We start from the raw sequence: 25,661 nt of genomic DNA on the forward strand, positions 1-25,661 counted from the left end.
ATGCGCGCCGCCCGCCTCCTCGCCGCCGCCGTCACGGTGGCCGCCCTCGCGGCGGCGTGCAGCCAGGACGGGGTCGAGCCGAAGCGGTGGGCGAAGACGGTCTGCGCCGCGCTGACCCCGTGGCGGGCCGAGATCGCTGACCTCACCGCCAAGGCCCAGCAGCAGCTCCAGGCGGCCAGGACGCCGGCCGCGACCAAGACCAACATCGTGGACCTGCTGGCCGGCGCCGAGTCGGCCAGCGAGAAGGCCCGGGCCGGGGTCGAGGGCGCCGGCATTCCCCGGGTCGACGACGGCGGGAAGGTCGCCGAGCAGTTCACGGCCTCGCTGTCCAAGGCCCGCGACGCCTACGGCAACGCCAAGCGCGCGATCTCCGCCCTGCCGACCGACAACGCGAAGACCTTCTACGGCGAGGTCGGCAAGGCGTTCACGACGCTCAAGGACGAGTACGAGCGCAGTGCGATCGACCCGGCCCACGTCGGCCCGGCCGATCTGCAGAAGGCGTTCGACGAGGTGCCCGAGTGCCGGTGAAGCCGGCCCGTGGCCGGCAACTGTCGCTGTTCGGGGTGGAGGCACGCCCGCCGGCGCCGTTCGACCTGGAGGGGCTGCTCGCCGGGGCGGGGCAGGTCGGGCGCATGGGCGGCACCGGCCGGGTCTCGATCGTGGTCGACGACGCCTGGCGCTGCGCGGCGATACGCGCCGAACTGGAGATGCGCGGGCTGACGGTCAGCTGCGAGGCGACCGGCGAGGAGGACCGGTGGCAACTTCGGACGTCGTACTCCGCGCTGCTCGCCCCCCTCGCCGCCGCCTGGCTCGACGAGTGGGGCGTGAAGGTCTCCCCCCGCTCGCTGGCGCTGGACGGCCGCCGGTTGAGGCTGTGGGTCGCCGCGGCCGGCAGCTATGACGGCCCGCGCTCCTACCTGCTGCGCCTGGCCCCGCGCCCGCTCGCGCCCACGGAAGCCCTCGAGGCCGACGAGATCGTTATAGAACCCCCGAAATTGGAAGAAACCGCCGCAAAACCGCCGACGGTGGTCGCGCCGCGTCCGAGCCGGGACGACCGCCCGAACGTCCGGCGGCGCAAGAGCGAGAGCAAAATCACAGCCTTCGATCCCGGCCCCGACGAGTTCGCCGACGTCGAGGAGGTCTTCAACCCCGACGAGTGGCCCGACGAGCTGCCGACGGTCATGCTCGACACGGTTGCCGAGCCCGAGCCGGAGCCCGTCGTGGCCCCGGCCGAACCCGGCGAGGAGGGCATCGACCGGCAGGTTGCGGACAACTGGATCGCGGTCGGGGATGCGCTGGTGGCCGTAGGGCTCCCGGCCGTGCTCGTCGGTGCCGAGTCCGGCGGCCCGGCGTACCGCATCGTGGGACCCCGGCGGATCAACCGCCTCGCGGAGCTCGTCGGGGAGGCTCCGGCCGGGGCCCCGGCGGGCGTCTGGCCAGCCTGATCGCGGGTCACCCGCAGTAGGGTGATCGAGCCGCTGCGTAGATGTGATTTGCAGCTGATCGCCCCGGCAAATCGGTACAAACATGGCAGTCGGCGCGACACGTTGGCAAGATCCGGCAGGTCGCGGTTGTGCATGGGTGTACCGTGGCGCCGATCGGCGTGTCGCAAGCCGACGCCGGGAGCCCATTGCGCAACTCGGCGCTGAGGCGAGCGTTACGTTTGACGTCTGTCCGTCCGCACCGGGGAGAACTGTGCCGAACTCCGCCAACACGAAGCGGCTGGTGATCGTGGAGTCGCCGGCGAAGGCCAAGACGATTTCGGGCTATCTGGGCCCGAATTATCTCGTCGAGGCGAGTTTCGGCCATGTCCGCGACCTGCCGGTGGGCAAGAAGGACATGCCCGAGGCGCTGAAGAGCAAGCCCTGGGCGTACCTCGGCGTCGACATCGACAACGATTTCGCTCCGGTCTATATCATCTCGGCCGACCGGCGAAAGCAGATCACGCGGTTGAAGGATCTGCTCAAGCAGGCGAGTGAGGTCTATCTCGCCACAGATGAGGACCGCGAGGGCGAGGCGATCGCCTGGCACCTGCTCGAGACGCTCAAGCCCAAGGTGCCGGTCAAGCGGATGGTCTTCCACGAGATCACCCGGCCCGCGATCCAGGCCGCCGTGGCCAACCCGCGCGAGATCAACCGCTCGCTCGTCGACGCCCAGGAGGCGCGGCGTATCCTCGACCGCCTCTACGGCTACGACGTGTCCACCGTGCTGTGGAAGAAGGTCCAGCGGGGCCTGTCCGCCGGGCGTGTGCAGTCGGTGGCGACCCGGATCGTGGTCGAGCGGGAGCGGCAGCGGATGAAGTTCCGCTCGGCCGACTACTGGGACATCATCGCCCGGCTTCTGCCGGAGAACGACACGCGCACGTTCAACGCGACGTTGATCGCGCTCGACGGCGACCGCGTGGCCACCGGCCGCGACTTCGACCCCGAGACCGGCCAGGTCCGCCCCGGCGCCGGCGTGATCCACCTCGACGAGACCGGCGCCCGCGGCCTGGCCGCGCGCCTGGAGGGCCAGCGGTTCACGGTCACCCGGGTCGAGGAGAAGCCCTACCGCCGTAAGCCCTACCCGCCGTTCATCACCTCGACGCTGCAGCAGGAAGCCGCCCGCAAGCTGCGGGTCTCCTCGGCGCAGACGATGCGCATCGCGCAGCGACTGTATGAGAACGGCTACATCACCTACATGCGTACGGACTCGGTCAACCTGTCCGAGGCCGCGATCGCGGCGGCGCGCCAGCAGATCCACGACCTCTACGGGGCCGCGGCGGTGCCGCCTCAGCCCCGGCGATACACCGGCAAGGTCAAGAACGCCCAGGAGGCGCACGAGGCGATCCGCCCGGCCGGCGACTCGTTCCGCACGCCCGGCGACGTCGCCCGCGAGCTCGGCGCCGACGAGCTGCGCCTCTACGAGCTGATCTGGCAGCGCACCATCGCCTCGCAGATGAACGACGCGGTCGGGAACTCGACCTCGGTGCGCATCAACGCCGTCACCCCGGCCCAGGAGTCGGTCGACTTCGGCGCCACCGGCAAGACGATCACGGACCCGGGCTTCCTGCGGGCCTACGTCGAGTCCTCCGACGACGAGAACGCCGAGGCCGACGACGCCGAGCGCCGCCTGCCGGTGCTGGTCAAGGGGCAGCCGCTGACCGAGAAGGGGCTGACCCCGACCGGGCACACCACCCAGCCGCCGGCCCGCTACACCGAGGCGTCGCTGGTCAAGGCGATGGAGGAGCTCGGCATCGGGCGCCCGTCGACCTACGCGTCGATCATGGAGACGATCAACAACCGCGGCTACGTGTTCAAGCGCGGCCAGGCGCTGATCCCCTCCTTCCTCGCCTTCGCCGTGATCGGGCTGCTGGAGCAGCACTTCCCGCGCCTGGTCGACTACGACTTCACCGCCTCGATGGAGAACGTGCTCGACGAGATCGCCAACGGCGACGAGCGCGCGGTGAACTTCCTGCACCCGTTCTACTTCGGCGGCGACGGCGACGAGGGCTCCGTGGCCCGCCAGGGCGGCCTGCAGCGGATGGTGACCGAGCGCCTCGGCGAGATCGACGCGCGCGGCATCAACTCGATCCCGCTGTTCCGCGACGACGCCGGGCGCGACGTCGTGGTCCGGGTCGGCCGCTACGGGCCCTACCTGCAGCGCACGATGCCCGACGCGCCCGAGGGTGAGGAGGGTGAGCGTGCCCCGGTGCCCGAGGGCATCGCGCCCGACGAGCTCACCCCCGAGAAGGTGGCGGAGCTCTTCGTCGGCGGCCAGACCAGCGAGCGCAAGCTCGGCGAGCACCCGGAGACCGGCGAGCCGATCGTCGTCAAGGCCGGCCGCTACGGGCCCTACGTGTCCACCGGCGAGAAGACGTCCTCGCTGCTGTCCACCCAGCGCCCGGACGAGCTGACCCTGGAGCAGGCGCTGCAGCTGCTCACCCTGCCCCGGGTGGTCGGCCGCGACCCCGAGGGCAACGAGATCACCGCCTCGCCGGGGCGCTACGGGCCCTACATCAAGCGTGGCACCGACACGCGGTCGCTGGAGAACGAGGACCAGCTCTTCACGCTCACGCTGGAGCAGGCGCTGGCGCTGCTGGCCGCGCCGAAGACCCGCGGGCGGGCCGCGGCCAAGCCGCCGCTGCGCGAGATGGGCAACGACCCGGCCACCCAGAAGCCGCTGGTCATCAAGGACGGGCGGTTCGGGCCGTATGTCACCGACGGCGAGTTCAACGCCTCCCTGCGCCGCAGTCAGAGCGTGGAGACCCTGAGCCTGGAGGAGGCGAGCGAGATGCTCGCCGAGAAGCGCGCGAAGGGCCCGGCGCCGAAGAAGGCGACGGCCGCCAAGAAGACCACGGCAACGAAGGCCGCCCCGGAGAAGAGGGCGACGGCCGCCAAGAAGACCACCGCGGCGAAGAAGACCACTGCGGCGAAGAAGACCACCACGGCGGCCAAGAAGGCGACGCCCGCGAAGAAGGCGGCCCCGAAGAAGGCCACCTCGACGCGCAAGAAGGCCTCCTCCGAGGAGTAGCGGTCAGGCGCCCAGGACCCGTTCCGTGTAGACGTTCGCGAACACGCGGTTCGGGTCCAGCTTGTCGCGCATCGCGGTGAAGTCGGCGAAGCGCGGGTACGCCCGGGACAGCGACTCCGCGTCGCGGAAGTTCATCTTGCCCCAGTGCGGCCGGCCGCCCAGCGGGGTGGTGATCGCCTCGAAGCGGCGGAAGTACTCCTCGTAGGGCGCGCCGACATACTGGTGGATGGCGATGTAGGCGTTGTCGCGGCCGTAGCCGTGCGACAGCCAGATGTCGTCGGCCGCGGTGAAGCGCACCTCGACCGGGAACTGGATCTTGTACGGCAGCCCGGCCACGACCGACCGGAGCCCGTCGAACGCCTCGCGCAGCGCCGCGCGGGGCAGGCCGTACTCCATCTCGACGAACCGGACCCGGCGCGGGGTACAGAAGACCTCGTGGGAGGCGGCGGTGTACGTGCGGGCCGAGAGCGCCCGGGCGGAGATGCGGCTGACCGGCGGTACTGTCGCGGGGAAAGCGCGGCCGAGACGGCATGCGGCCCCGAAGACCGTGTTGGACAGGAAGTCGTCGTCGAGCCAGCGGCGCCAGCCCGGCAGCGGCGTGTCCGCGGCCGGGACCGTGTTGTTGCGCTTCATCTGGACGCGGTCGGTGTAGGGAAACCAGTAGAACTCGAAGTGCTCGTTGCCCCCGATGTGCTCGTCCAGGCCGGACCACACGTCGCCCAGGTGCGCCGGGCGCTCGTCGGCCCGCAGCGTGAACGCCCGCGCGCAGCGCAGCGTCACCGAGCTGAGCACGCCGAGCGCCCCGATGCTGACCCGCGCCGCGGCGAAGAGGTCGGGGTTCTGGGTGGCCGAGCAGGACAGTTCGGTGCCGTCGGCGGTGACCAGGGTGAGCGCCTCGATGAAGGTGGACAGGCAGCCGTAGGCGGCGCCCGTGCCGTGCGTGCCGGTCGACAGCGCGCCCGAGATCGTCTGTGCGTCGATGTCGCCGAGGTTGGGCATGGCGAGCCCGTTCGCGGCCAGGATGGCGTTGAGGGCGGATAGCTTCATGCCCGCCTGGACCGTGACGAGATTTCCGTCCACCCGCACGAGGGACGCCATCCGGTCCAGCTCCACCCGGACGCCGTCGGTCAGGGCCGTCGGGGTGAAGCTGTGGCCGTTGCCGACGGCCTTCACCGTCACCCCCTCGCCCGCCGCCGCGCGGATGAGTTCGCCCAGCTCAGCGGCGCTGCCGGGGTGCGCGACCCGGGCGGGGGTCGCGCTCTGGTTGCCAGCCCAGTTGGTCCACGGAGATGTCACGAAATCTGAGTACCCTTCATGTATGCCCTCCGTCAATCACAAGGGTGAAATGCCCTATCCGTCGATCGTGCCCGGTCGTTGACGTGAGTAGGTTTCAAAGGCGGGCCCCGGGCTATCGGTCGGGTCCGACGAGGTAGAGGGGGAAGACCGGGTGGCGACGCAGACAGTGGCCGGCGCCGGTACGAAGCCGCTGCGCCGGGTGCCGGTGCAGGGGCGCAGTGTGGCGCGCGTCGGGCGGATGCTCGACGCCTGCGCGGAACTGGTCGACGAGGTGGGCTACGACGGGCTCACCACGACGCTGCTGGCGGAGCGGGCGGGGGTGGCGATCGGCTCGGTCTACCAGTTCTTCCCGGACAAGCGGGCCATCGTGCAGGCGCTCACGCTGCGCAGCCTCGAGGGCTACCTGGAGCGCCTCGGCGCCCGGCTGGCCGACGGCGAGGGCATCTCGCACTGGTGGGACGCGGTCGACGCGGCCATCGACGAGTACATCGACATGCACCGGACCGTGCCGGGCTTCCGCACCCTGCACTTCGGCGATGTCGTGGACATCCACCTGCTCGACGACGAGCGGGACAACAACGACGTCATCGTCTCGCAGCTCGCCGGCCTGCTCCTCGAGCGCTTCGGCGACCTCGACCCGCAGCGGCTGCAGTTCGTGCTGGCGATCGCGGTCGAGGCCGCCGACGCGCTCATCAAGCTCGCGTTCCGCCGCTCGAGCGACGGCGACCCGATCGTGCTGGGCGAGGCGAAGGCGCTGATCAGGGAGTACCTGCACCACCGGCTCTGACGTCGTGACGGCGGGCAAGGCGGACGAACACGCTGTTGACAATCCCACAACGTCTGTCCGCTTTGCCCGCTGCGACGCATACTTCAGATCGACCGGTACCCCACTGACGAGGACTGGATCGATCTTCATGAACCGTGGCTCTACCAGCAGAAACAACGTCGGCATCATCGGTGCCGGTCGGGTGGGTTCCGTCCTCGGGGCCGCGCTGGAGCGCGCCGGCCACACCGTGGTCGCCGCGGTGGCCGTCTCCGCCGCCTCCAAGTCCCGCGCCGAGCGCTTCCTGCCGCACGCGCGCCTCCGGCCCGCCGACGAGGTCGCCGCCGCCGCGGACCTGGTCGTCCTGGCCGTGCCCGACGACGCCCTCGCCGCACTCGTCGCCGGCCTCGCCGAGACCGGCGCGCTGCGCCCCGGCCAGATCGTCGCCCACACCTCCGGCGCCCACGGCCTCGCCGTCCTCGCGCCGGTCGCCGCCGCGGGCGCGTTCCCGCTGGCGCTGCACCCGGCCATGACGTTCACCGGCACCGAGACCGACCTCGAGCGGCTCACGGCCGGCATCTCCTTCGGCGTCACCGCGCCGGACGAGCTGCGCCCGGTCGCCGAGGCGCTGGTCGCCGACCTCGCCGGCATCGTGGAGTGGATCGACGAGGAGAAGCGGCCGCTGTACCACGCGGCGCTCGCCCACGGCGCCAACCACCTCGCCACGCTCGTCGCCGAGGCGATGGACCGGCTGCGCGACGCGGGCGTGCACCAGCCCGAGCGCGTGCTGGCCCCGCTGCTGGGCGCCGCGCTGGACAACACGCTGCGCCTCGGCGACGCGGCCATCACCGGCCCGGTCTCCCGGGGCGACGCCGGGACCGTGCGCCGGCACCTGCAGGCCCTCGACGCCGTGGCGCCCGGTTCCGTACCGCCATATCTCGCCCTCGCCCGGCGCACCGCGGACCGGGTCATCGCCGCGGGCCGCCTGCGTCCCCAGGACGCCGAACCCCTGCTCGACGTCCTGCGGGACGCCAAGGCCAAGGAGCGGGCCGCGTGAAGGTCGCATCGGATCGGGCGGCGCTGCGGCAGGCGCGCGGCGAGCTGCCCGGCGACGTCGCCGTCGTGATGACCATGGGCGCCCTGCACGCCGGGCACGCGACGCTCCTGCGCCGGGCGCGCGCCGAGGCGAGGTCGGTGCTGCTGACCAGCTTCGTCAACCCGCTGCAGTTCGGCCCCAACGAGGACTTCGACCGCTACCCGCGGACCATGGACGCCGACCTCGAGCTGGCCCGCGCCGAGGGCGTCGACCTGGTCTTCGCCCCGACGCGCGAGGTGATGTACCCGCTGGGTGAGCCCTCCGTCCGCGTCGAGCCCGGCCCGCTCGGCGGCGTGCTGGAGGGCGCCAGCCGCCCGGGCTTCTTCCACGGGGTGCTCACCGTGGTCAACAAGCTCTTCCAGCTGACCCGGCCCGACCTCGCGTACTTCGGCGAGAAGGACTACCAGCAGCTGACCCTGATCCGAGCGATGGCCCGCGACTTCGACCTGCCGATCGAGGTGCGCGGGGTGCCGACCGTGCGCGAGGCCGACGGGCTGGCGCTGAGCAGCCGCAACCGATACCTCGCCCCCGCCGAGCGGGAGGCCGCGCTGGTCCTGCACCGGGCCCTCGCGGCGACTGCGGCGGCCGGATCGGTCGAGGCCGGGCTGGCCGAGTTCGCCCGCGTGCCCGACGTCAAGCTCGACTACCTCGTGCTCACCGACCCGATGCTCGGACCGGCGCCCGCCCACGGCCCGGCCCGCGCCATCACCGCCGCCTGGGTGGGCGGCACCCGACTGATCGACAACCTTGGAGTTGACCTTCCGTGATCCGCACGATGCTCAAGTCGAAGATCCACCGGGCCACGGTCACCCAGGCCGATCTGCACTATGTCGGATCCGTGACAGTCGACGAGGACCTCATGGACGCCGCGGACCTGCTCGCCGGCGAGCAGGTCGCGATCGTGGACGTGACCAACGGGGCGCGGCTGGAGACGTACGTCATCGCAGGCCCCCGCGGCTGCGGCGTCATCGGCATCAACGGCGCCGCCGCCCACCTCGTGCACCCGGGCGATCTGGTCATCCTGATCTCCTACGCCCAGCTCGACGACGCCACCGCCCGCACCTATCAGCCCCGGGTCGTGCACGTCGACGCGGACAACCGCGTCATCGAGCTCGGCACCGACCCCGCCGACGCGGTGCCCGGAATGGCCGGTTCTCCCGTCCGGGGAGACCTCGTACAGGCTTAATGCCGTTTATCGGGTTGTTGCCAACCGCGTCTATGGTTGTGCAGACTGCCGAGTCGTCGGCGTACGCATGCCTTGGGGGAGGACGGACGAGGATGGCGCGCAAGCTGATCGCGGCGCTGGTGCCGGTGATGGCGCTGGCCCTCCTGGCGGGCTGCGGCACGCCGGCCGGGACCGACAAGGATCTCACCGACGACTGGGCGATGCTCGCGGCGCCGAAGATCCCATCCCCGCCGGTCGGCCAGTGCTACACGACGACCGTCGACTATTTCGCCACCGACACCACGACGCTGTTCTCGTTCAAGCCGGTCGACTCCTGCTCCACGTCGCACGCGAGCGAGACCTTCTGGGTCGGCGACCTGCCGAGCTCGGCCGCGACCGGCACCACGCCGCCGAAGGGCGCGGCGCTCAAGGACGGCTGGGCAACGTGCAACACGGAGGCCGAGAAGTTCCTGGGCGGCGACTTCCACGACGGCCGCCTGGAGCTGCTGGTCCTGATCCCGTCCTCGACCCAGTGGTCGGCCGGTGCGCGCTACCTGCGCTGCGACCTGGCCGAGGTGGTCAGCGACGGTGACAAGCCGGTCAACCGCACAGGCAGCCTGAAGGGCACGCTGAGCGGGGACAAGCCGCTGGGGCTGACGTGCGCGATGGAGGTGTACGACACCGACGGCAAGACCTGGCTGGACTACACGCCGGCGGCGTGCACGTCGACGCACAACATGGAATACGTCGGGACGTACGCCTCGACCGACCGCCCCTTCCCGTCGAACTCGGACGAGCGCAAGACGGCGATGCGGCCGGGCTGCGAGGGCCTGGGCGCCAAGTATCTCGGGATGACGGCGTCCCAGCTGACCAACCACCAGCAGGTCGGCATCGGCTTCTGGATGGTCGACGAGGAGAACTGGAACCGAGGCAACCGCACGGCCCGCTGCTACGCGATGCTCTTCGACAAGAAGACGGTCACGAAGTCCATCAAGGGCATCGGCTCCGGCACCATCTGATCAGCACGTCCTGCGCCCCCGGATTCCTCGCGGCCCGGGGGCGCAGCCCTTTCCCGCCCCGGGCCGTGCTCCTGGCTCCCGTTCGCCTTTCGCCGGCCGCGTCCCCGGTGCTCGCTGCGGCCCCGTTGCGCTGTCGCCGGCACGCTCAGGTCCTCGTCGCTCCGGGGCCTGCTGTCGCTCCTCGCGCGGCGCTGCGGTGGCGTCTTCGCCGGTCGTTCCCGGGCTGCTGTCGCTCCTCACGCGGCACTCGGAGTCCTCGCCTCGGCAAGGCCGTCGCTGGCGTCTTGCGCGTGGCCAGTGAATGTCCCCACCTCGCAGGGGATGAGTTGATCTTTGGGGTCCTTCGGGGCCGAGACTTGCGGCGCCAACCAGCGACTCGGCGAGCCCCGAAGGACCCCTCTATTGAAGACTGCGAGGCAGGAGTTGGACATCATCAACGCCTACGCGGAGACCGGTAGCCTGCGGGCCGCGGCCGCCCTCTGCGGCACGACACACAAGACCGTCAAGCGGGTGCTGGAGCGCCGCGCGGCGGGGCAGCGGCGGGCCCGCACCCGCGTGCCCCGTCGTTCCTCGGCTCGTGGTCGCCGCGCTCCTGTTCGGTGCCGCTCCCGTCCCTCGAAGACTCGTGGCTCTTGCTCGGCGACGGCGGTTCCAGCTCGTAGGTAAGAGCGCTCGACGACAGGCGCCCCGCTTTCCCCTGCACACCCGTGGCGCGGCAGGTCCAAGCGACGAGGCGGACTGTCGTTCCCGTTCGGCCCAGCGCGGATAAGTCCAGACACTCCGTGTCCGGACTTATCCGAAATTTCAGCATTTAACGAGCGAGGGTAGACAGTTACCGGCGGGTAACGCAGACTGCTTCCTCATGAAGCGGGTCGCCCTCATCGTCGTGGTCGTGGCGCTCATCGGGGGCGGGATCTACTGGATGTACGAGCGGGGGCGGGGCCGCGACATCCCCGGCACCCCGCCGGCGGGCGCGCCCGAGGCCGGAACCTGCTACAAGGTCGACGCCGACGGGGTGAAGGTGGCGCTGCCGTGGGCCGGTGGGCCCGTCGACTGCGCGGGCGGGCACACCGTCGAGCTGTTCCACGTCGGCCAGGTCGGCAAGGACCTGCTGCACCGGCTCGACGACGCGAAGGGTGACGACGTCAAGGTGACGCAGGCGCTGCTGTACGCCCAGGCCCGCCGCGCCTGCCTGGCCCAGGGGCCGCTGTTCCTGGGCGGCGCCTGGCACGAGACCCGCCTGCGGATCGTGGCCTCGTGGATCAAGCCGGCGACCGACGGCTTCTTCGGTTGCGGGGTCGCGGAGGTGACCGGGCCGACCGGCGACCGGTTCGTGCCGCACGAGGGCTCGCTCAAGGGCGAACTGGCGCACGGGTCCGCATTGGCGATCGCCTGCATAAATCAGCTCCAGTACGTCCAGTGCTCCGCCCCCCACGACGGCGAGTACTCCGGCGTCTACACCATCACCCCGCCCGAGGCCCCGTTCGACGAGACGGCCGTGCAGTCGGCGACGGCGAAGGGCTGCACCGCGGTGGGGTTGAGCTACCTGGGACTGTCGGCGGACGGCGGCCGCGACGACCTGACCCCGGGCTCGGTCGGCCCGAAGACGCCGAACGAGTGGCTGGGCAGCGACCAGGCCTTCACGTGTTACCTGATGAGCGCGAAGCCCCTCAAGGCCACGGTCCGCGGCCTCGGCACCGCACCCCTGCCGCTGGCCTGAACGGCCGGCGTGGCCCCGCGCGGCCGTGGCTCAGGCAGGCCAAGATCGCGCCTTGTCGTGGCGGCGCTTCGGCGCTCGGACCTGCCGGGCCGGCAGGCACACGCGGAGGTCTGGGTGCTCTTATGCCCTGTCGGGCGATAAATACGATAAGTCGGCGCGGAGCGCCCGACTTATCGTGCTAAAACGGACGGTGGACGGTTGCAAGGATTCGACGAATGTGAAAGGTCCGATATGTCGTGGCCAACGGGGCGTCCGATATATCGGAAAAGGCGAGAACTCGCCCAAGGGTGCCTGAGCAGGGCGATGAGCATCACCACCCGTCGTACGGGCTAGTGATGTTGACTGTAGGGATGACTGTAGGCATGAACGGGCCGACCGTCCCCCGGCGGCTGGCCGGGCCACAGCCCGGCTGGGCCGAGCCGACCGACGTCGTCGTCATCGGGTCCGGGGTCGCGGGTCTGACCGCCGCGCTGCACCTGCGCGAGGCCGGGCTGCACGTCACCGTCGTCACCAAGGTCAATATCGATGACGGGTCGACGCGGTGGGCGCAGGGTGGGATCGCGGCGGTGCTCGATCCGCTCGACACGCCCGAGGCGCATGCGCAGGACACGCTCGTGGCCGGGGTCGGGCTGTGCGACCCGGCGGCCGTGGACGTGCTGGTGGGGGAGGGGCCGACGCGGGTCCGGGAGCTGATCCGCTGGGGGGCGGAGTTCGACCGGAACACCGACGGCTCGCTCATGCTGACCCGCGAGGGCGGGCACCACGCCAACCGGATCATCCACGCCGGCGGGGACGCCACCGGGGCCGAGGTCCAGCGGGCGCTGCACGCGGCCGTGCACCGGGACCCCTGGATCCGGCTCATCGAGCATGCCCTGGTGCTGGACCTGCTGACGGATGCCGACGGGCGCGCCTGCGGGGTCACGCTGCACGTGCTGGGCGAGGGGGCCGAGGACGGCGTGGGTGCCGTACAGGCGCGGGCTGTGGTGCTCGCGACCGGCGGGATGGGGCAGATCTTCGCGGCCACCACCAACCCGATCGTGTCCACCGGCGACGGCGTGGCGCTGGCGCTGCGGGCGGGCGCGCGGGTCACCGATCTCGAGTTCGTGCAGTTCCACCCGACCGCGCTGGCGCTGGGCAACCGCGACTCGCAGCAGCCACTGGTGAGCGAGGCGCTGCGGGGCGAGGGGGCGTACCTGCGCGACGGCGACGGCAACCGCTTCATGGTCGGCCGGCACGAGCTCGCCGAGCTGGCGCCCCGCGACGTGGTCGCCAAGGGCATCTACCGGGTCATGCGCGCCGAGGGCACCGCCAACGTCTGGCTCGACGCCCGCCACCTCGGCCGCGAGTTCCTCGACTCCCGCTTCCCCACGATCATCGCCTCCTGCCGCGCCGCCGGGGTCGACCCCGCCGCCGACCTGATCCCGGTCTCGCCCGCGGCGCACTACGCCTCCGGCGGCGTCCGCACCGACCTGAACGGCCGCACCTCGATCCCCGGCCTGTACGCGTGCGGCGAGGTCGCCTGCACCGGCGTCCACGGCGCCAACCGGCTCGCCTCCAACTCGCTGCTGGAGGGGCTCGTCTTCGCCCGCCGCATCGCCAAGGACATCGCCCGCGACCTGCCCCGCCAGGCGGACCCCGCGGCGCCCGCCGAGCACGACCGGCAAGCCTGGTCCGCCGATCCGGCGATCCGGGGCCAGCTGCAGGCCACGATGTCGGCCCATGCATCGGTACTGCGCAGTGCCGACTCCCTCGACCAGGCCAACCAGGCCCTCACCAAGCTCTCGCTGGACCGGGCCGCCGCGAACGTGGCCGCCTGGGAGGCCACCAACCTGCTCACCGTCGCCAGTGCCCTGGTCGCGGCCGCAACGCAGCGGCAGGAGACCCGGGGTTGCCACTGGCGGGAGGACTTTCCCGACGCCAGCGACGTCTTCCGGGGCCACTTCCTCGCCGCCCTCGACGACGCCGGCGCACTCACCGAAACCTGGGAGGACGCGTGAGGATCCAGACCGAGTCCGAGCTGCGCAAGGTCGGACTCGATCCAGAGGCGGTCGAGGACATCGTCCGCCGTACCTTGACCGAGGACCTGGGGCCCGACGGCCTCGACGTCACCAGCGTCGCGACGATCCCCGAGGACCAGACCGACGAGGCCGACATCGTGGCCCGGGCCGACGGCGTTGTCGCCGGGCTGTGGGTCGCGGCGGCGGTGTTCGAGGCGGTCTCGGGCAGTACCACCGTGGAGATGAAGAGGCGCGACGGAGAGCGCGTGGCCCGCGGCGATGCGCTGGCCACGGTCAGCGGGCCCACCCGGGCCCTGCTCACCGCCGAGCGCTCGGCGCTCAACCTGCTCTGCCGGATGTCGGGCGTCGCCACCCACACCCGCCGCTGGGCGGACCTGCTGGAGGGCACCGACGCGCTCGTGCTCGACACCCGCAAGACCACCCCCGGCCTGCGGGTCCTGGAGAAGTACGCGGTCCGGGCGGGCGGGGGCACCAACAAGCGCATGGGGCTCTACGACGTCGCCATGATCAAGGACAACCACAAGCTGGCCGCGGGCGGGATCACGGCGGCGTACGAGCGGGTGCGCGCCGCGTTCCCCGACGTCCCCGTCCAGGTCGAGGTGACCACCGTCGGCGAGGCCGTCGAGGCGGTCACCGCCGGGGCGCCGTTCCTGCTCCTGGACAACATGCGCCCCGAGCTGCTGCGCGAGGTGGTCAGCGCGGTCGGCGGCCGCGCCGAGCTCGAGGCGACGGGCAACCTGACGCTGGCCACCGCCGCCGAATACGCGGCGACGGGAGTCGACTACCTCTCGGTCGGCGGGCTCACCCACTCCTCGCCGATCCTCGACATCGCGATGGACCTGCGCCTTCACTGACGGGGCGGAAAGGCCGTCGTCACAAACTGGTCGATGCGGTTGTACTGCCAGTTCGCCGGAACGATCGCCCGGCAGCGGTCCGGTCCGCCGACGCAGACAACCGCATCGACCGACGTGACGCTCGCCGGCGGGCGGCCGGGCACCTCCGACTCGAGCTCGACGAGCTGCTTGTCGCGCAGCTCGATCTGGATCGGGTACTCCCACAGGTCGCCGTCGAGCACCAGCCCGACCCGTTCGGCACCGCTCGCCCGGACCTCGTCGATCGCCTTGCGGTAGCCGGCGGCCTGATCCGGCATGCGGACGAACCGCTCCTGCCAGTCGTCCAGCGTGAACACCGATCCCTGCCCGACGAGCCGGCGCGGCTGACCGTAGTAGACGGCAAGATAGCCGTGCACGGTGCCGCCGGCCAGCACGATCAACGCCAGCACGGCCCCGACGCTGCGCACGCCCCACCGCACCACGCCCACCACGCCCTGCCGCCCGGCAGCCGCCCTGCCCCGCCGCTCAGCCATCCCCGCGCCCCGGCTCTCCGCCGTCCCCGCGTCCCGCCCCGCCGTGCCGGTGTCCCCGCCTGCTGTGTCGGTGTCCCCGCCTGCTGTGGACTGGTGTTCAGCCGTTGCCGTGGCCTGCGTCGTCCTTGGGCCGGCAAATCCCAATGGCGCTGTGGCCTGGTGCTCAGTCGTTGCCGCGTCCCGTCCCGCTGTGTCCGTGTCTTGGTCTGCCGTGTCCTTGTCTCCGGCCGTCGTGGACCAGTTCTCAGCCGTTGCCGTGGCCGTCCTTGGGGCGACAAAAGCCGTCAGCTTTTCCAGGTAGAGGCCGGCCAGCGGGGTGGCGACCGCGAACGCGGGCAGGATCAGGCGGTTGCCCCAGTCCTGCCACTTCACGATCACCGCGGTGGCGACCAGGGCGCCGAGCACCAGCAGGGCGTAGCCCCGCGTTCGGCGGAAGGCCAGGCCCAGGGCGGTGCCGAGCAGGGCGAGGGCGGATTGGATCGGGTACGGGGAGCGGTCCTCGTCGGGCTTCCATCGGTCGCCGGGGAACACGCTGCGCCACTGGGTGATGCCGGGGTCGTTCGGGTCGACGCCGACCAGGTCCGCGATGCGCACGACGGTGTCGCCGATCGCCGCGTTGATCTGCGGCACCGGGGTCAGTAGCGTCGAGGCGCCCAGGCGGAGGCCGTTGACGAGGACCGCGGGCGGGTCGTGGCGGGTGGTGGACAGCGACGTGCGGTACTCGGGCGGGCCCAGCGGGGAGCCGAAGGCCTCCTGGACCCGTAGCAGCGACGGGCCGGCCAGGAGGGCGGCGGCCAGCGCGGTGAGGCCCATGCCGTACAGCACCGGCTTGAGGCTTTTCCGACGCAGGTGGCAGATCGCCCAGTAGGCGAGGATCGTCCCGAGGGCCATGAGGCCGGTGGACTTCGTCACCACGACCAGGCCGGCGGTCCCGGCCAGGGTGAGCGTGTCGGCTACGGTGGCGGGGCGGTGGCGCGCGTCCAGGGCGATCGTCGCGGCGCAGGCGATCCAGGCGGTGACGACCAGGTCGTTCTGGGTGCTGGTGGACTCCAGGGCGATCGCGGGCGCGGTGAGGAACACGGCCGCGGTGAGCCACTGCCCGGCCCGGCCGGCGCCGAGTTGGGCGGCGCAGCGGGCGACGGCCAGGGCGCCGAGCAGGCCGGCGGCCCACTGCAGCAGGTTGAGCGTCCCGTCGCCGTCGGTGAGCAGTCGCAGCTGGAGCAGGAGGAACTCCGCGCCCGGCACGAGAATGATCTGCTGCGTCTGGATCGTGGCGTACGTGCCGACGTTGCCGTTGGCGATCCAGTGTTCGATCTTGGCCAGGTGGTAGTGGTTCGAGTCGAAGTTGTTCGGCGAGGATGCGATGGCCAGGACGAGCTCGCTCGCCACGAGGAGTCCGACGGTCACCTGCAGTGCACGGACGAGCCAACCCCGGTGGTGTGTGGGTTGATCGTCAGCGGGCGTCGACTTGGTTGGCGGAGTGTCGGATTTGTCCGGCTTGCTCGCGGTACGATATCTGCGTTTTGTGCTTTTTGGGCGGAGTGCTGGCCACCATTGTGTCGGATTTTTCGCTATATCTCGGGTTTTATCCGGTATTGAGCGGTACGCCAGGATGCCGGCGGTGATCGCGGCGAGTGACCACAGGATGATCACCGGGGCGCCGGCGACCAGGTCGAGGAGCGAGAGCAGCTCGACGGCGGCGACCGTGCCGGCCGCGACGGCGACGGCGGCGCGGATGATCGCCAGGCGTCGGCCGGCCTCCGCGCGCGGCCGCAGCGCGACGGCCGTGAACGCCAGCGTGACCACCGGCAGCAGGGCGAGCAGTACACGGGCGTTCGGGATCATTGGCACGCGATCGTAATTGAATGGGCGTTGGTTAGGCTTCCGGGGTGCTGCTGTGCATCGACATCGGGAACACCAACACGGTGCTCGCCACGTTCGAGGGCGAGAAGATCGTCCACTCGTGGCGGATCAAGACCGACGCCCGCGACACCGCGGACGAGCTCGGCCTGCTCTACCGCGGGCTGCTCGCCACCGACGCGGTGTCCCTGACGGGCATCGCGGCGTGCTCGACCGTGCCCGCCGCGCTGCGTTCGCTGCGCACGATGCTTCGGCGGTACTACGACAACGTCCCCACCGTCATCGTGGAGCCCGGCGTGCGCACCGGTGTCCAGTTGGCCATCGACAACCCGAAAGAGGTCGGCACCGACCGGGTGGCGAACACTCTCGCGGCGTACACGCTCTACGGCGGCCCCTCGATCGTCGTGGACTTCGGCACCTCGACCAACTTCGACGTGGTGTCGGCCCGGGGCGAGTTCCTGGGCGGGGTCCTCGCCCCCGGCATCGAGATCTCCGTCGACGCGCTCGCCGGCCGCGCCGCCCAATTGCGCAAGGTCGAGCTGGTCAAGCCGCCGCGGGTGATCGGCAAGAACACCGTTGAGTGCCTGCAGTCCGGCGTGGTGTACGGGTTCGCGGGCCAGGTCGACGGGGTCGTGCGCGGGGTGACCGCGGAGCTCGGCGGCGACGTCAAGGCCGTGGTCGCCACCGGCGGCCTCGCGTCGATCGTGATCGGGGAGTGCCAGAGTGTCACCCATCACGAGCCGATGCTCACGCTCATCGGCCTCCGCCTGATCTTCGAGCGCAACACCTAGAGCTTTTTCGCGCGGTACGCATAGGTGACGTACGGCATGTCGAAGTACTCCTGCCCGGCGAACGTGCGCCCGGCCAGGTCGCGCACCCGCTGCTCGAGCGCGGCGCGCATGCCGGCGTCGGAGACGAGGTAGTACGAGCGCGACTTGATCAGCTCGACCAGCGAGTCCACCGTGTGCGTGGTGCTCCAGCGGAACAGCTCGAGTTCGGCGGGGGCGAACAATGGCCCGAACTGATCGGGCGGCAGCCGGCGCTCGTCGATGACCGAGCGCGCGCGGTGGCCGTCGAAGACGTCGGAGAGGTCGGCGACCCACTGCTCCGACTCGTCGCGCACGTTCCAGACCGGCACGAACCAGCCGCCCGGGCGCAGCACCCGGGCGATCTCGGCGTGCGCGGGCTCGCCGGCGAACCAGTGGTAGGCCTGGCCGGCGGTCACCGCGTCCTGGCTTTCCGTCTCGAGGGGAATCGCGGTCGCGCTTCCGGCCCGCGCGTCGCCGTCGATCTGGCGGCGCATTTCGTCATCCGGTTCGACGGCGACGACCCGGTGGCCGAGTTCGCGCAGCTGGCGGGTCAGAATGCCGGTGCCGGCGCCCAGGTCGGCAATGTCTCGCGGGTCCGGGCCGAGCGCCCAGCGCAGGGCCTCCGCGGGATAGCGCGGGCGGATTCGGTCGTAGAGCTCGGCGGCCGCGCCGAACGAAGACGCGTGTTTGCTGAAGTCCACGCGGCCAACCGTACGCCGATCGGATTTCTCGACCCGTCACACATAGCAATGCGACCGACACGGATCTGTACGGGCGTCGCATTGCTGCCGGGCTATTCCGCATTGCGTGGGGCCGGTGGCAATCCGTACATCCGCGCGGGATCGCGATCGGATCGCCGCGGGTGACCGTATCGCGGAATCGATCGGGAATCGGCGGTGGTTTTCGGCGTACCGTTGACGGGGTCGGGCCTTACTGCGTTATCTTTGCATTCGCACCGAAGCGGGGCGGACTTCCTCGAAGGGAATACGACAGTGGCCAAGCGGACCATCCACGTGCTGGTCGATGACCTCGACGGCGGGGAAGCCGACGAGACGGTGAAGTTCGCGCTCGACGGCGTTCAGTACGAGATCGACCTGTCCAAGAAGAACGCAACGAAGCTGCGCGATGCCTTCGGGCCGTTCCTGACCGCCGGCACCAAGGTCGGGCGGGGTGGCGTGGTGGTCGGCGGGCGTGCCGCCAGCGCGCGCGGCCGAGGTGGGGCCGCGGCCGACCGCGAGCAGAACAAGGCGATTCGGGAATGGGCCCAGAACAAGGGCATCAGAGTCTCGGACCGGGGTCGCATCAAGCAGGAAATCGTCGACCGGTTTAACGCCGAAGCGGGCCGATAGCGCCCGTTGACCGTTTCGTCCGGAACGGGACGCCTTAGCGGTTGTTATGTGGTCCCACATCCGATTCCAGTAACTCCAGACACCCACCGTAGCGGTTCAGTTACGGTGGGTGTTCGCGCGCGTGAGGCGGATTTCGCTGTCGGCGTACGCGCGGGGGTGCAGGAACATGCGACCAGGTGCGAACGTTGGGCGAAAGCACCGGGTACACGTGGTTCCCGGAGGGTAGGCATGTAGGGACCGGGGGTCCCGGCGCTCGAATGTGGGGTGCGGCAACGCCGCACACCCCGCAATGTGTCGGTCCTCGGCGATAGAGTGATGGCACGGTCACGTTGGCGTCCGACAGAGCTTCGGCGTGGCGACCCCTGCACCCGGGGGTTCCGCGGCAAGCGGCGGCGACGGACACGGCACGTGAGGAGCAGGGATGTTCGAGCGGTTCACCGACCGAGCACGACGGGTTGTCGTCCTGGCGCAGGAAGAAGCCCGGATGCTCAACCACAACTACATCGGCACCGAGCACATCCTGCTCGGCCTCATCCACGAGGGTGAGGGCGTGGCGGCCAAGGCGCTCGAGAGCCTCGGCATTTCGCTGGAGGGTGTCCGCCAGCAGGTCGAGGAGATCATCGGCCAGGGCCAGCAGGCGCCGAGCGGGCACATTCCGTTCACGCCACGCGCCAAGAAGGTGCTGGAGCTGTCGTTGCGGGAGGCGCTGCAGCTCGGGCACAACTACATCGGCACCGAGCACATCCTCCTCGGCCTGATCCGGGAGGGTGAGGGCGTCGCGGCCCAGGTGCTGGTGAAGCTGGGCGCCGACCTCAACCGGGTCCGCCAGCAAGTCATCCAGCTGCTCTCCGGCTACCAGGGCAAGGAGCCGGCGGCAGCCGGCACCGGTGCTCCCGGCGAGGCGGCCCCGTCGACGAGCCTGGTGCTCGACCAGTTCGGTCGTAACCTCACCCAGGCCGCGCGCGAGGGCAAGCTCGACCCGGTCATCGGCCGTGAGAAGGAAATCGAGCGGGTCATGCAGGTGCTGTCCCGCCGCACCAAGAACAACCCCGTCCTCATCGGCGAGCCCGGCGTCGGCAAGACCGCCGTGGTCGAGGGGCTGTCCCAGCGGATCGTCAAGGGCGAGGTGCCCGAGACGCTCAAGGACAAGCAGCTCTACACGCTCGACCTGGGTGCGCTGGTCGCCGGCTCCCGCTACCGCGGTGACTTCGAGGAGCGGCTGAAGAAGGTCCTCAAGGAGATCCGCACCCGCGGCGACATCATCCTGTTCATCGACGAGATCCACACCCTCGTCGGGGCGGGTGCCGCGGAGGGTGCGATCGACGCGGCGAGCATCCTCAAGCCGATGCTGGCCCGTGGGGAGCTGCAGACCATCGGCGCGACCACGCTGGACGAATACCGCAAGCACCTGGAGAAGGACGCCGCCCTCGAGCGCCGCTTCCAGCCCATCCAGGTGGGTGAGCCGTCGCTGGCTCACACCATCGAGATCCTCAAGGGCCTGCGCGACCGCTACGAGGCGCACCACCGGGTGACGATCACCGACGCCGCCCTGGTGGCCGCGGCGACCCTCGCCGACCGCTACATCTCCGACCGCTACCTGCCGGACAAGGCGATCGACCTGATCGACGAGGCCGGCGCCCGGATGCGCATCCGCCGCATGACCGCGCCGCCGGACCTGCGCGACTTCGACGAGCGCATCGCCCAGGTGCGCCGCGACAAGGAGTCCGCGATCGACGCGCAGGACTTCGAGCGGGCCGCGCAGCTGCGCGACAAGGAGAAGCAGCTGCTCGGGCAGAAGGCGCAGCGGGAGAAGGAGTGGAAGGCCGGCGATCTCGACGTCGTGAGCGAGGTTGACGACGAGCAGATCGCCGAGGTGCTGGCGAACTGGACCGGCATCCCGGTCTACAAGCTGACCGAGGAGGAGACGGCCCGCCTCCTGCGCATGGAGGACGAGCTGCACAAGCGCCTCGTCGGCCAGGAGGACGCGGTCAAGGCGGTCTCGAAGGCGATCCGGCGCACCCGGGCCGGCCTGAAGGACCCCAAGCGCCCGTCCGGCTCGTTCATCTTCGCCGGCCCGTCCGGTGTCGGTAAGACGGAGCTGTCCAAGGCGCTGGCCGAGTTCCTCTTCGGTTCCGAGGACGCGCTCATCCAGCTCGACATGTCCGAGTTCCACGACCGGTACACGGTGTCCCGTCTCGTCGGTGCGCCGCCCGGATACGTGGGCTACGACGAGGGCGGCCAGCTGACCGAGAAGGTCCGCCGCCGGCCGTTCTCGGTGGTCCTCTTCGACGAGATCGAGAAGGCCCACCCGGACGTGTTCAACACGCTCCTGCAGATCCTGGAAGACGGCCGCCTCACCGACGGTCAGGGCCGCATCGTGGACTTCAAGAACACGGTGATCATCCTGACCACCAACCTGGGCACCCGCGACGTGGCCAAGGCCGTGTCCCTGGGCTTCCAGGCGTCGGAGGACAACGAGTCCAACTACGAGCGGATGAAGCAGAAGGTCAACGACGAGCTGAAGCAGCACTTCCGCCCGGAGTTCCTCAACCGCATCGACGACACGATCGTCTTCCACCAGCTCCTGCAGGACCAGATCCTCGGCATCGTCGACCTGATGATCGCCCGGATCGAGACCCAGCTGCGCAACAAGGACATGGGCCTCGAGCTGACCGACAACGCCAAGAAGTTCCTGGCGAACAAGGGTTACGACCCCGTGCTGGGCGCCCGGCCGCTGCGCCGCACGATCCAGCGCGAGATCGAGGACGCACTGTCCGAGCGCATCCTCTTCAACGAGCTGCGCCCCGGCCAGATCGTCGTCATCGACTGCGAGGGTGACCCGGCCCAGTTCGAGAAGGCCAAGCTGGTCTTCGACGGTGCGGACCGCCCGGGCGCCGTGCCCGACGCGGTCCCGGCCGAGCTCGCCGGCGGCGGCTCCGCCGACGAGGCGTCGGCCTGACCGGCCAGCCGTCCTGCCCCAACCACCCGAGCCCCGCTCAGGCCACCAGGCCCGAGCGGGGCCCGGCGTTTTGACCGCCGGCGCGCAGCGCCGCGCTCGGAATCCGGCGCAAGCTGAGTGAGAGCGCGCGCCGACGCGCCGCGTGGCCAACCGGGTTCAAGCGGCCCGACTTCGACATGGCGTCAACCGCACCGCTTGACCAGTGCCCCGTGGCAGGTTGGTGCGGGCGCCCTGGGCGCACGCCGCCGGTTGGCGGCGCCTGGGCTCGGGAGTCGGCGGAATGGCCGTCAGCCCGTGTCTGAGCCGCCCTCCGGCGGGTCGGCCGTTCGTCTGGGCTCGTTGCTTGTCCCGTGTTGGGTTGTTGTGGGTGTCCTGGCCGGATGTCGCCGGTCGGCGGCGCCTGGCTCGGGGGCGGGCTGAAAGCCGTCGGCCCGTGGTTGAGCCGGGTCGCACGGCTTGACCGGGCTTGCCGCCTGGCCCCTTGGCAGGTTGTTGCGGGTGCCCTGGGCGCAGTGAGGCTGGGCCGGGGCGCGGCCGGTCCGCGGCGCCGGGCTCGGGGGGTCGGCGGAACGGCCGTCAGCCCGTGACTGAGCCTTCCTCCGGCGGATCGGCCGTTCGCCTGGGCTGGCCGCTTGCCCCGTGTCGTGTTGCTGCGGGTGTCCTGGCCGGGCGCTGTCGCCGGGCTCGGGGGTCGGCGGAAAGGCCGTCAGCCCCTGGCTGAGCCGCGTTCCGGCCGCCGGGCGGTCGTTCGCCCGGGCCGGCCACGCCTGCCCCGTGTGTCGGGTTGCTGCGGGCGCCCTGGGCGCAGCGTGGGGCTGGGTCAGGACGCCGGTCTCGCCATGTTCGGCGAGGTGGATCACGATTTGTGGGCGGGTCCGATGGCTCGGGTGGGTTTGTCGGGTTCGGGAGTCGTACAGAGGACTCGGGATGCCTGTTGAGCGCCTCTTGCGGGTATGTTCCGCGCGTGAGTAAGGGGCAGTTCTCGTTTGGGTCCGGACGAGGTGGGCGACCGGCGGCGGGGCGGCCGATTGTGCGCACGGGGTTGATGGGGCGGTTGGACGCGGCCGACCGGATGGTGGTGCTGGTTGGCGGGGCTGGGGCGGGAAAGAGTGCGCTGCTGGACGCCTGGGTGGCGGCTCACGGCGGGGCGCTGGTCGACCTCGGCGAGGCGGGCGACACCGGGGACTGGCCGGCGGCGGGGGCGCTGGCGATCGACGGGGCCACCGCCGCGGACTCGCGGCTGCTCCGGCCGCTGGCCGGGCGGCGGGGCGTGGTGGTGGCGGCCCAGGAGGAGCTGGGGATCTCCGGGGCCGTGCAGGTTTCGGCCGGCGATTTAGGGTTCGCCGAGGACGAGACGTACCAGGTGCTCGCGGCCGCGTTCGGCGACGCCGAGGCCGCCGATTCCCTCGCGCCGGACCTGCATCTGCTGACCAGCGGGTGGCCGGGGCTTGTCGGGCTGGCGGCGGCCTGGCTCGCACAGCAACCGCCCCGGGAACGGGTCGGCAAGCTGCGGACGCTCGCCTGGGCCGAGGCCGGGCTCTCCGAGTTTCTCGTGCCGGCGGTGATCGCGGGGCTTTCCGGCCGGGATCGGGAACTGCTGCGGCGGCTGGCCTGGCTGCCGGGCCTCGACGCCCGCACAGCCGATCTGCTCGACATCACCGCGGATCTCGCGGCCGTTCCACCGCTGATTCAGGGGCTCGCGTGCCGACCCGGATGGTTCGTCGTGCCCGACGGATGGAAGGCGGCGGTCCGGGCCGAGTTGCCCATGACCGCCGCCGAGGTCGAGGCGCTGCGGGCGCGATACCGGCGCAGCCGCGAGGATCAGGTCGCCGGCAGGTAGTCGATCAGCAGCGCCGGGGTCAGGCCTGCGGCCGCGATCGCCTGCAGCGACGCGATGAAGTCGTCCACGAAGCGGTCACGGAAATGCATCAGGATGATGTCGCCCTTTTGCACACCGTGGCCCTCCTGGTAGCGGACCGTACCCTTGTCGACAGTTTCCTTCCAGAAGAATCCGGCCTGCAGGCCGCAGTCGCGGGCCACCTTCATCGTCGTCGCGTCCTTGTCGCCGAACGGCGGGCGGAACAGCTTCGGGCGGTGACCGTACATCGTCCCCAGCTGGTCGGCGGAGCCGCAGATCTCGCGCTTCTGGAAATCGTACGACTTGCCCTTCAGGTTCGGGTGCGTGATCGTGTGCGCCTCGATGTCGGCGCCGGCGGCCTGCAGCTGTTTGAAGTAGCCCGGGTTGTCCTTGATCGCGTTAATCGTCAGGAACAGCGTGACCTTCACGCCGGACTCGCGTAGCAGCTCCAGGGCCTCCGGGCGCTTGACCCAGCCGTCGTCGATGGTCAGGAACGCCACCGGCTGGTCGGTCGGGATCCGTGCGTAATACGGTGCGCCGGCGCCCTCCGGGATGTTGATGCGCTCCGGCACCGGGGGCTGGCCGAACTTCGGCAGGCGGCCCGCGTAGGCATTGCCGGGCGGCGGGGGCTGATCCGACTTCGACGCGCTCGGCTTGGCCGTGGCGGTCGCGGTGCCCGACGGCTGAGCGGACGGGGACTCGTCCGGGTCGTCGGCGTCAGTCGATGTCTGCGGTGCGCCGGAACTGGTCGCCGAGCTCGCGGGAGCGGCGCCGTTGACCTGGGAGTGGCCGGGGGCCTTGTCGTCGCAGGCGGCGACCGCGACGGCCAGCGCGGCGATCGCGCTGATCGTGGCCCCGAACCGGCGCGCCCGGGCAGAAACAAGCACAAACCTGAGAGTAGCGATGCGGGACGGCCGCGGGAGTACCCGTTCGGGGTATCCATCCCGGTGAACAACGCCACCCGTACGGCCTGCAACCTACCCCGGCAGTGTGAACGTCCCCTCCCGCTGGTTCACCAACCCGTCGGCCAGCAGCCCGGCCAGCGCTCGGCGGCGCTGGTCGACGTCCGGCCACACGGCGTCGAGGCGCTGCGCCGGCACCGGGTCGTCGCTGGCGCGCAGGACGGCCATCAACAGGCCACGGACATAGCGGTCGGTCCCGTGGTACCGCTGGGAAGGGCGAACCGGCCCGTCGGACGGCGGCGATCCGGCCAGCCGCCACGCGCACACCACGGTCAGCGGGCACTCCTCGCAGCGCGGCGCGCGGGCGGTGCACACGACGGCGCCGAGTTCCATGAACGCGATCGACGCGCGGGCCGCGGCCTCGTCGTCCTCCGGCAGCAGTGCCTCGACGGCGCGCAGGTCGGCGGGGGTGGTGTTGGCGCCGCCGTCCGCGGTGCCGGCGACCGCGCGGGCCACGACGCGGCGCACGTTCGTGTCGACGACCGGGTGGCGCTGGCGGAAGGCGAACGCGGCGACCGCGCGGGCCGTGTAGACGCCGATGCCGGGCAGGGCCAGCAGCGCCTCGACATCGTCGGGTACGACCCCGTCGTGGCGCTCGACGATCGCGGTCGCGCAGGCGTGCAGGCGCAGGGCCCGGCGCGGGTAGCCGAGGCGGTCCCAGGCGCGGATGGCCTCGCCGGGCGGGTCCGCGGCCAGGTCGGCCGGGGTGGGCCAGCGCTCCATCCACCGCTGCCAGGCGGGCTCCACCCGTGAGACCTGGGTCTGCTGGAGCATGACCTCGGAGACGAGTACACCCCACGGGGTCGCGCCGGGGCGGCGCCACGCGAGGTCGCGGGCGTTGGCGGAATACCACCGCGTCAGAATGGACGCGATGGTGGTCTCTGTGTTGCGGTGATTGGCGATACGCAA

The 25,661-nt window shown here is 71.0% G+C and carries 20 protein-coding genes; 15 read left to right on the forward strand and 5 right to left on the reverse strand.

All coding sequences use genetic code 11. From position 1 onward, the window contains the following. From ACQPY0_RS02235 to topA, 3 genes are all read left to right on the forward strand, one after another. On the forward strand, positions 1-528 hold the full coding sequence (locus ACQPY0_RS02235; RefSeq protein ID WP_432983809.1) for a hypothetical protein: 528 nt from the start codon (positions 1-3) through the stop codon (positions 526-528). Next, on the forward strand, positions 525-1,445 hold the full coding sequence (locus tag ACQPY0_RS02240; RefSeq protein ID WP_432983812.1) for a hypothetical protein: 921 nt from the start codon (positions 525-527) through the stop codon (positions 1,443-1,445). Before ACQPY0_RS02235 ends, ACQPY0_RS02240 begins: the two co-directional genes overlap by 4 nt. Before the next feature lie 250 nt (positions 1,446-1,695). After that, positions 1,696-4,512, forward strand: a complete 2,817-nt coding sequence (gene topA / locus ACQPY0_RS02245) for a type I DNA topoisomerase (protein ID WP_432983815.1) — start codon at positions 1,696-1,698, stop codon at positions 4,510-4,512. A 3-nt stretch (positions 4,513-4,515) separates the two neighbouring features. Here topA and ACQPY0_RS02250 read toward each other — a convergent pair whose 3' ends face one another. Further along, a complete protein-coding gene (locus ACQPY0_RS02250) occupies positions 4,516-5,808 on the reverse strand; it encodes a D-arabinono-1,4-lactone oxidase (RefSeq protein WP_432983818.1) in 1,293 nt (430 codons plus the stop codon). Positions 5,809-6,046: 238 nt separating this feature from the next. Here ACQPY0_RS02250 and ACQPY0_RS02255 point away from each other — a divergent pair, with 238 nt between their 5' ends. From ACQPY0_RS02255 to nadC, 8 genes are all read left to right on the forward strand, one after another. Next, a complete protein-coding gene (locus ACQPY0_RS02255) occupies positions 6,047-6,595 on the forward strand; it encodes a TetR/AcrR family transcriptional regulator (protein WP_432994939.1) in 549 nt (182 codons plus the stop codon). Positions 6,596-6,722: 127 nt separating this feature from the next. Continuing rightward, entirely contained in the window at positions 6,723-7,628 is a 906-nt protein-coding gene (locus ACQPY0_RS02260; RefSeq protein WP_432983821.1) for a Rossmann-like and DUF2520 domain-containing protein, read from the forward strand. After that, the gene (panC, locus tag ACQPY0_RS02265) at positions 7,625-8,434 is read left to right on the forward strand and encodes a pantoate--beta-alanine ligase (protein ID WP_432983824.1); all 810 of its coding nucleotides are present in this window, start codon (positions 7,625-7,627) and stop codon (positions 8,432-8,434) included. Before ACQPY0_RS02260 ends, panC begins: the two co-directional genes overlap by 4 nt. After that, complete coding sequence (gene panD / locus ACQPY0_RS02270) at positions 8,431-8,853, forward strand: aspartate 1-decarboxylase (RefSeq protein ID WP_432983827.1); 423 nt, start codon at positions 8,431-8,433, stop codon at positions 8,851-8,853. Before panC ends, panD begins: the two co-directional genes overlap by 4 nt. A 92-nt stretch (positions 8,854-8,945) precedes the next feature. Continuing rightward, on the forward strand, positions 8,946-9,851 hold the full coding sequence (locus ACQPY0_RS02275; protein WP_432983830.1) for a septum formation family protein: 906 nt from the start codon (positions 8,946-8,948) through the stop codon (positions 9,849-9,851). Between the two features lie 862 nt (positions 9,852-10,713). After that, positions 10,714-11,571 carry a septum formation family protein gene (locus ACQPY0_RS02280; protein WP_432983833.1) on the forward strand — a complete coding sequence of 286 codons (858 nt, stop codon included), beginning with the start codon at positions 10,714-10,716 and terminating at the stop codon, positions 11,569-11,571. 362 nt (positions 11,572-11,933) lie between these two features. Beyond that, positions 11,934-13,568, forward strand: coding sequence for an L-aspartate oxidase (locus tag ACQPY0_RS02285; protein ID WP_432983836.1), 1,635 nt, complete (start codon positions 11,934-11,936; stop codon positions 13,566-13,568). After that, a complete protein-coding gene (gene nadC / locus ACQPY0_RS02290; RefSeq protein WP_432983839.1) occupies positions 13,565-14,443 on the forward strand; it encodes a carboxylating nicotinate-nucleotide diphosphorylase in 879 nt (292 codons plus the stop codon). The genes ACQPY0_RS02285 and nadC overlap by 4 nt, the downstream gene beginning before the upstream one ends. Here nadC and ACQPY0_RS02295 read toward each other — a convergent pair. Further along, positions 14,437-16,800 carry a hypothetical protein gene (locus ACQPY0_RS02295; protein ID WP_432983842.1) on the reverse strand — a complete coding sequence of 788 codons (2,364 nt, stop codon included), beginning with the start codon at positions 16,798-16,800 and terminating at the stop codon, positions 14,437-14,439. The genes nadC and ACQPY0_RS02295 overlap by 7 nt on opposite strands. Before the next feature lie 44 nt (positions 16,801-16,844). Here ACQPY0_RS02295 and ACQPY0_RS02300 point away from each other — a divergent pair, with 44 nt between their 5' ends. After that, positions 16,845-17,606 (forward strand): type III pantothenate kinase, encoded by a 762-nt coding sequence (locus ACQPY0_RS02300; RefSeq protein ID WP_432983845.1) that lies wholly within the window; start codon positions 16,845-16,847, stop codon positions 17,604-17,606. Here the strand turns inward: ACQPY0_RS02300 and ACQPY0_RS02305 are convergent. Beyond that, a complete protein-coding gene (locus ACQPY0_RS02305) occupies positions 17,603-18,325 on the reverse strand; it encodes a class I SAM-dependent methyltransferase (protein WP_432983848.1) in 723 nt (240 codons plus the stop codon). The two genes, ACQPY0_RS02300 and ACQPY0_RS02305, sit on opposite strands and share 4 nt — an antisense overlap. A gap of 291 nt (positions 18,326-18,616) precedes the next feature. Between ACQPY0_RS02305 and ACQPY0_RS02310 the strand changes: the two genes are divergently transcribed. From ACQPY0_RS02310 to ACQPY0_RS02320, 3 genes are all read left to right on the forward strand, one after another. Continuing rightward, on the forward strand, positions 18,617-18,973 hold the full coding sequence (locus ACQPY0_RS02310) for a histone-like nucleoid-structuring protein Lsr2 (protein ID WP_432983851.1): 357 nt from the start codon (positions 18,617-18,619) through the stop codon (positions 18,971-18,973). Between the two features lie 421 nt (positions 18,974-19,394). Continuing rightward, positions 19,395-21,932, forward strand: a complete 2,538-nt coding sequence (locus tag ACQPY0_RS02315) for an ATP-dependent Clp protease ATP-binding subunit (RefSeq protein ID WP_432983854.1) — start codon at positions 19,395-19,397, stop codon at positions 21,930-21,932. 1,054 nt (positions 21,933-22,986) lie between these two features. Further along, a complete protein-coding gene (locus ACQPY0_RS02320; protein ID WP_432983857.1) occupies positions 22,987-23,772 on the forward strand; it encodes a hypothetical protein in 786 nt (261 codons plus the stop codon). On the opposite strand, the gene ACQPY0_RS02325 is transcribed toward ACQPY0_RS02320, so the two are convergent. Then, positions 23,754-24,677, reverse strand: coding sequence for a polysaccharide deacetylase family protein (locus ACQPY0_RS02325; RefSeq protein WP_432983860.1), 924 nt, complete (start codon positions 24,675-24,677; stop codon positions 23,754-23,756). The two genes, ACQPY0_RS02320 and ACQPY0_RS02325, sit on opposite strands and share 19 nt — an antisense overlap. Positions 24,678-24,767: 90 nt before the next feature. Continuing rightward, the gene (locus ACQPY0_RS02330) at positions 24,768-25,655 is read right to left on the reverse strand and encodes an A/G-specific adenine glycosylase (RefSeq protein ID WP_432994941.1); all 888 of its coding nucleotides are present in this window, start codon (positions 25,653-25,655) and stop codon (positions 24,768-24,770) included. Positions 25,656-25,661 lie beyond the last annotated feature (6 nt).

This window comes from Dactylosporangium sp. CA-233914 (assembly GCF_050942935.1).
GTDB lineage: Bacteria > Actinomycetota > Actinomycetes > Mycobacteriales > Micromonosporaceae > Dactylosporangium.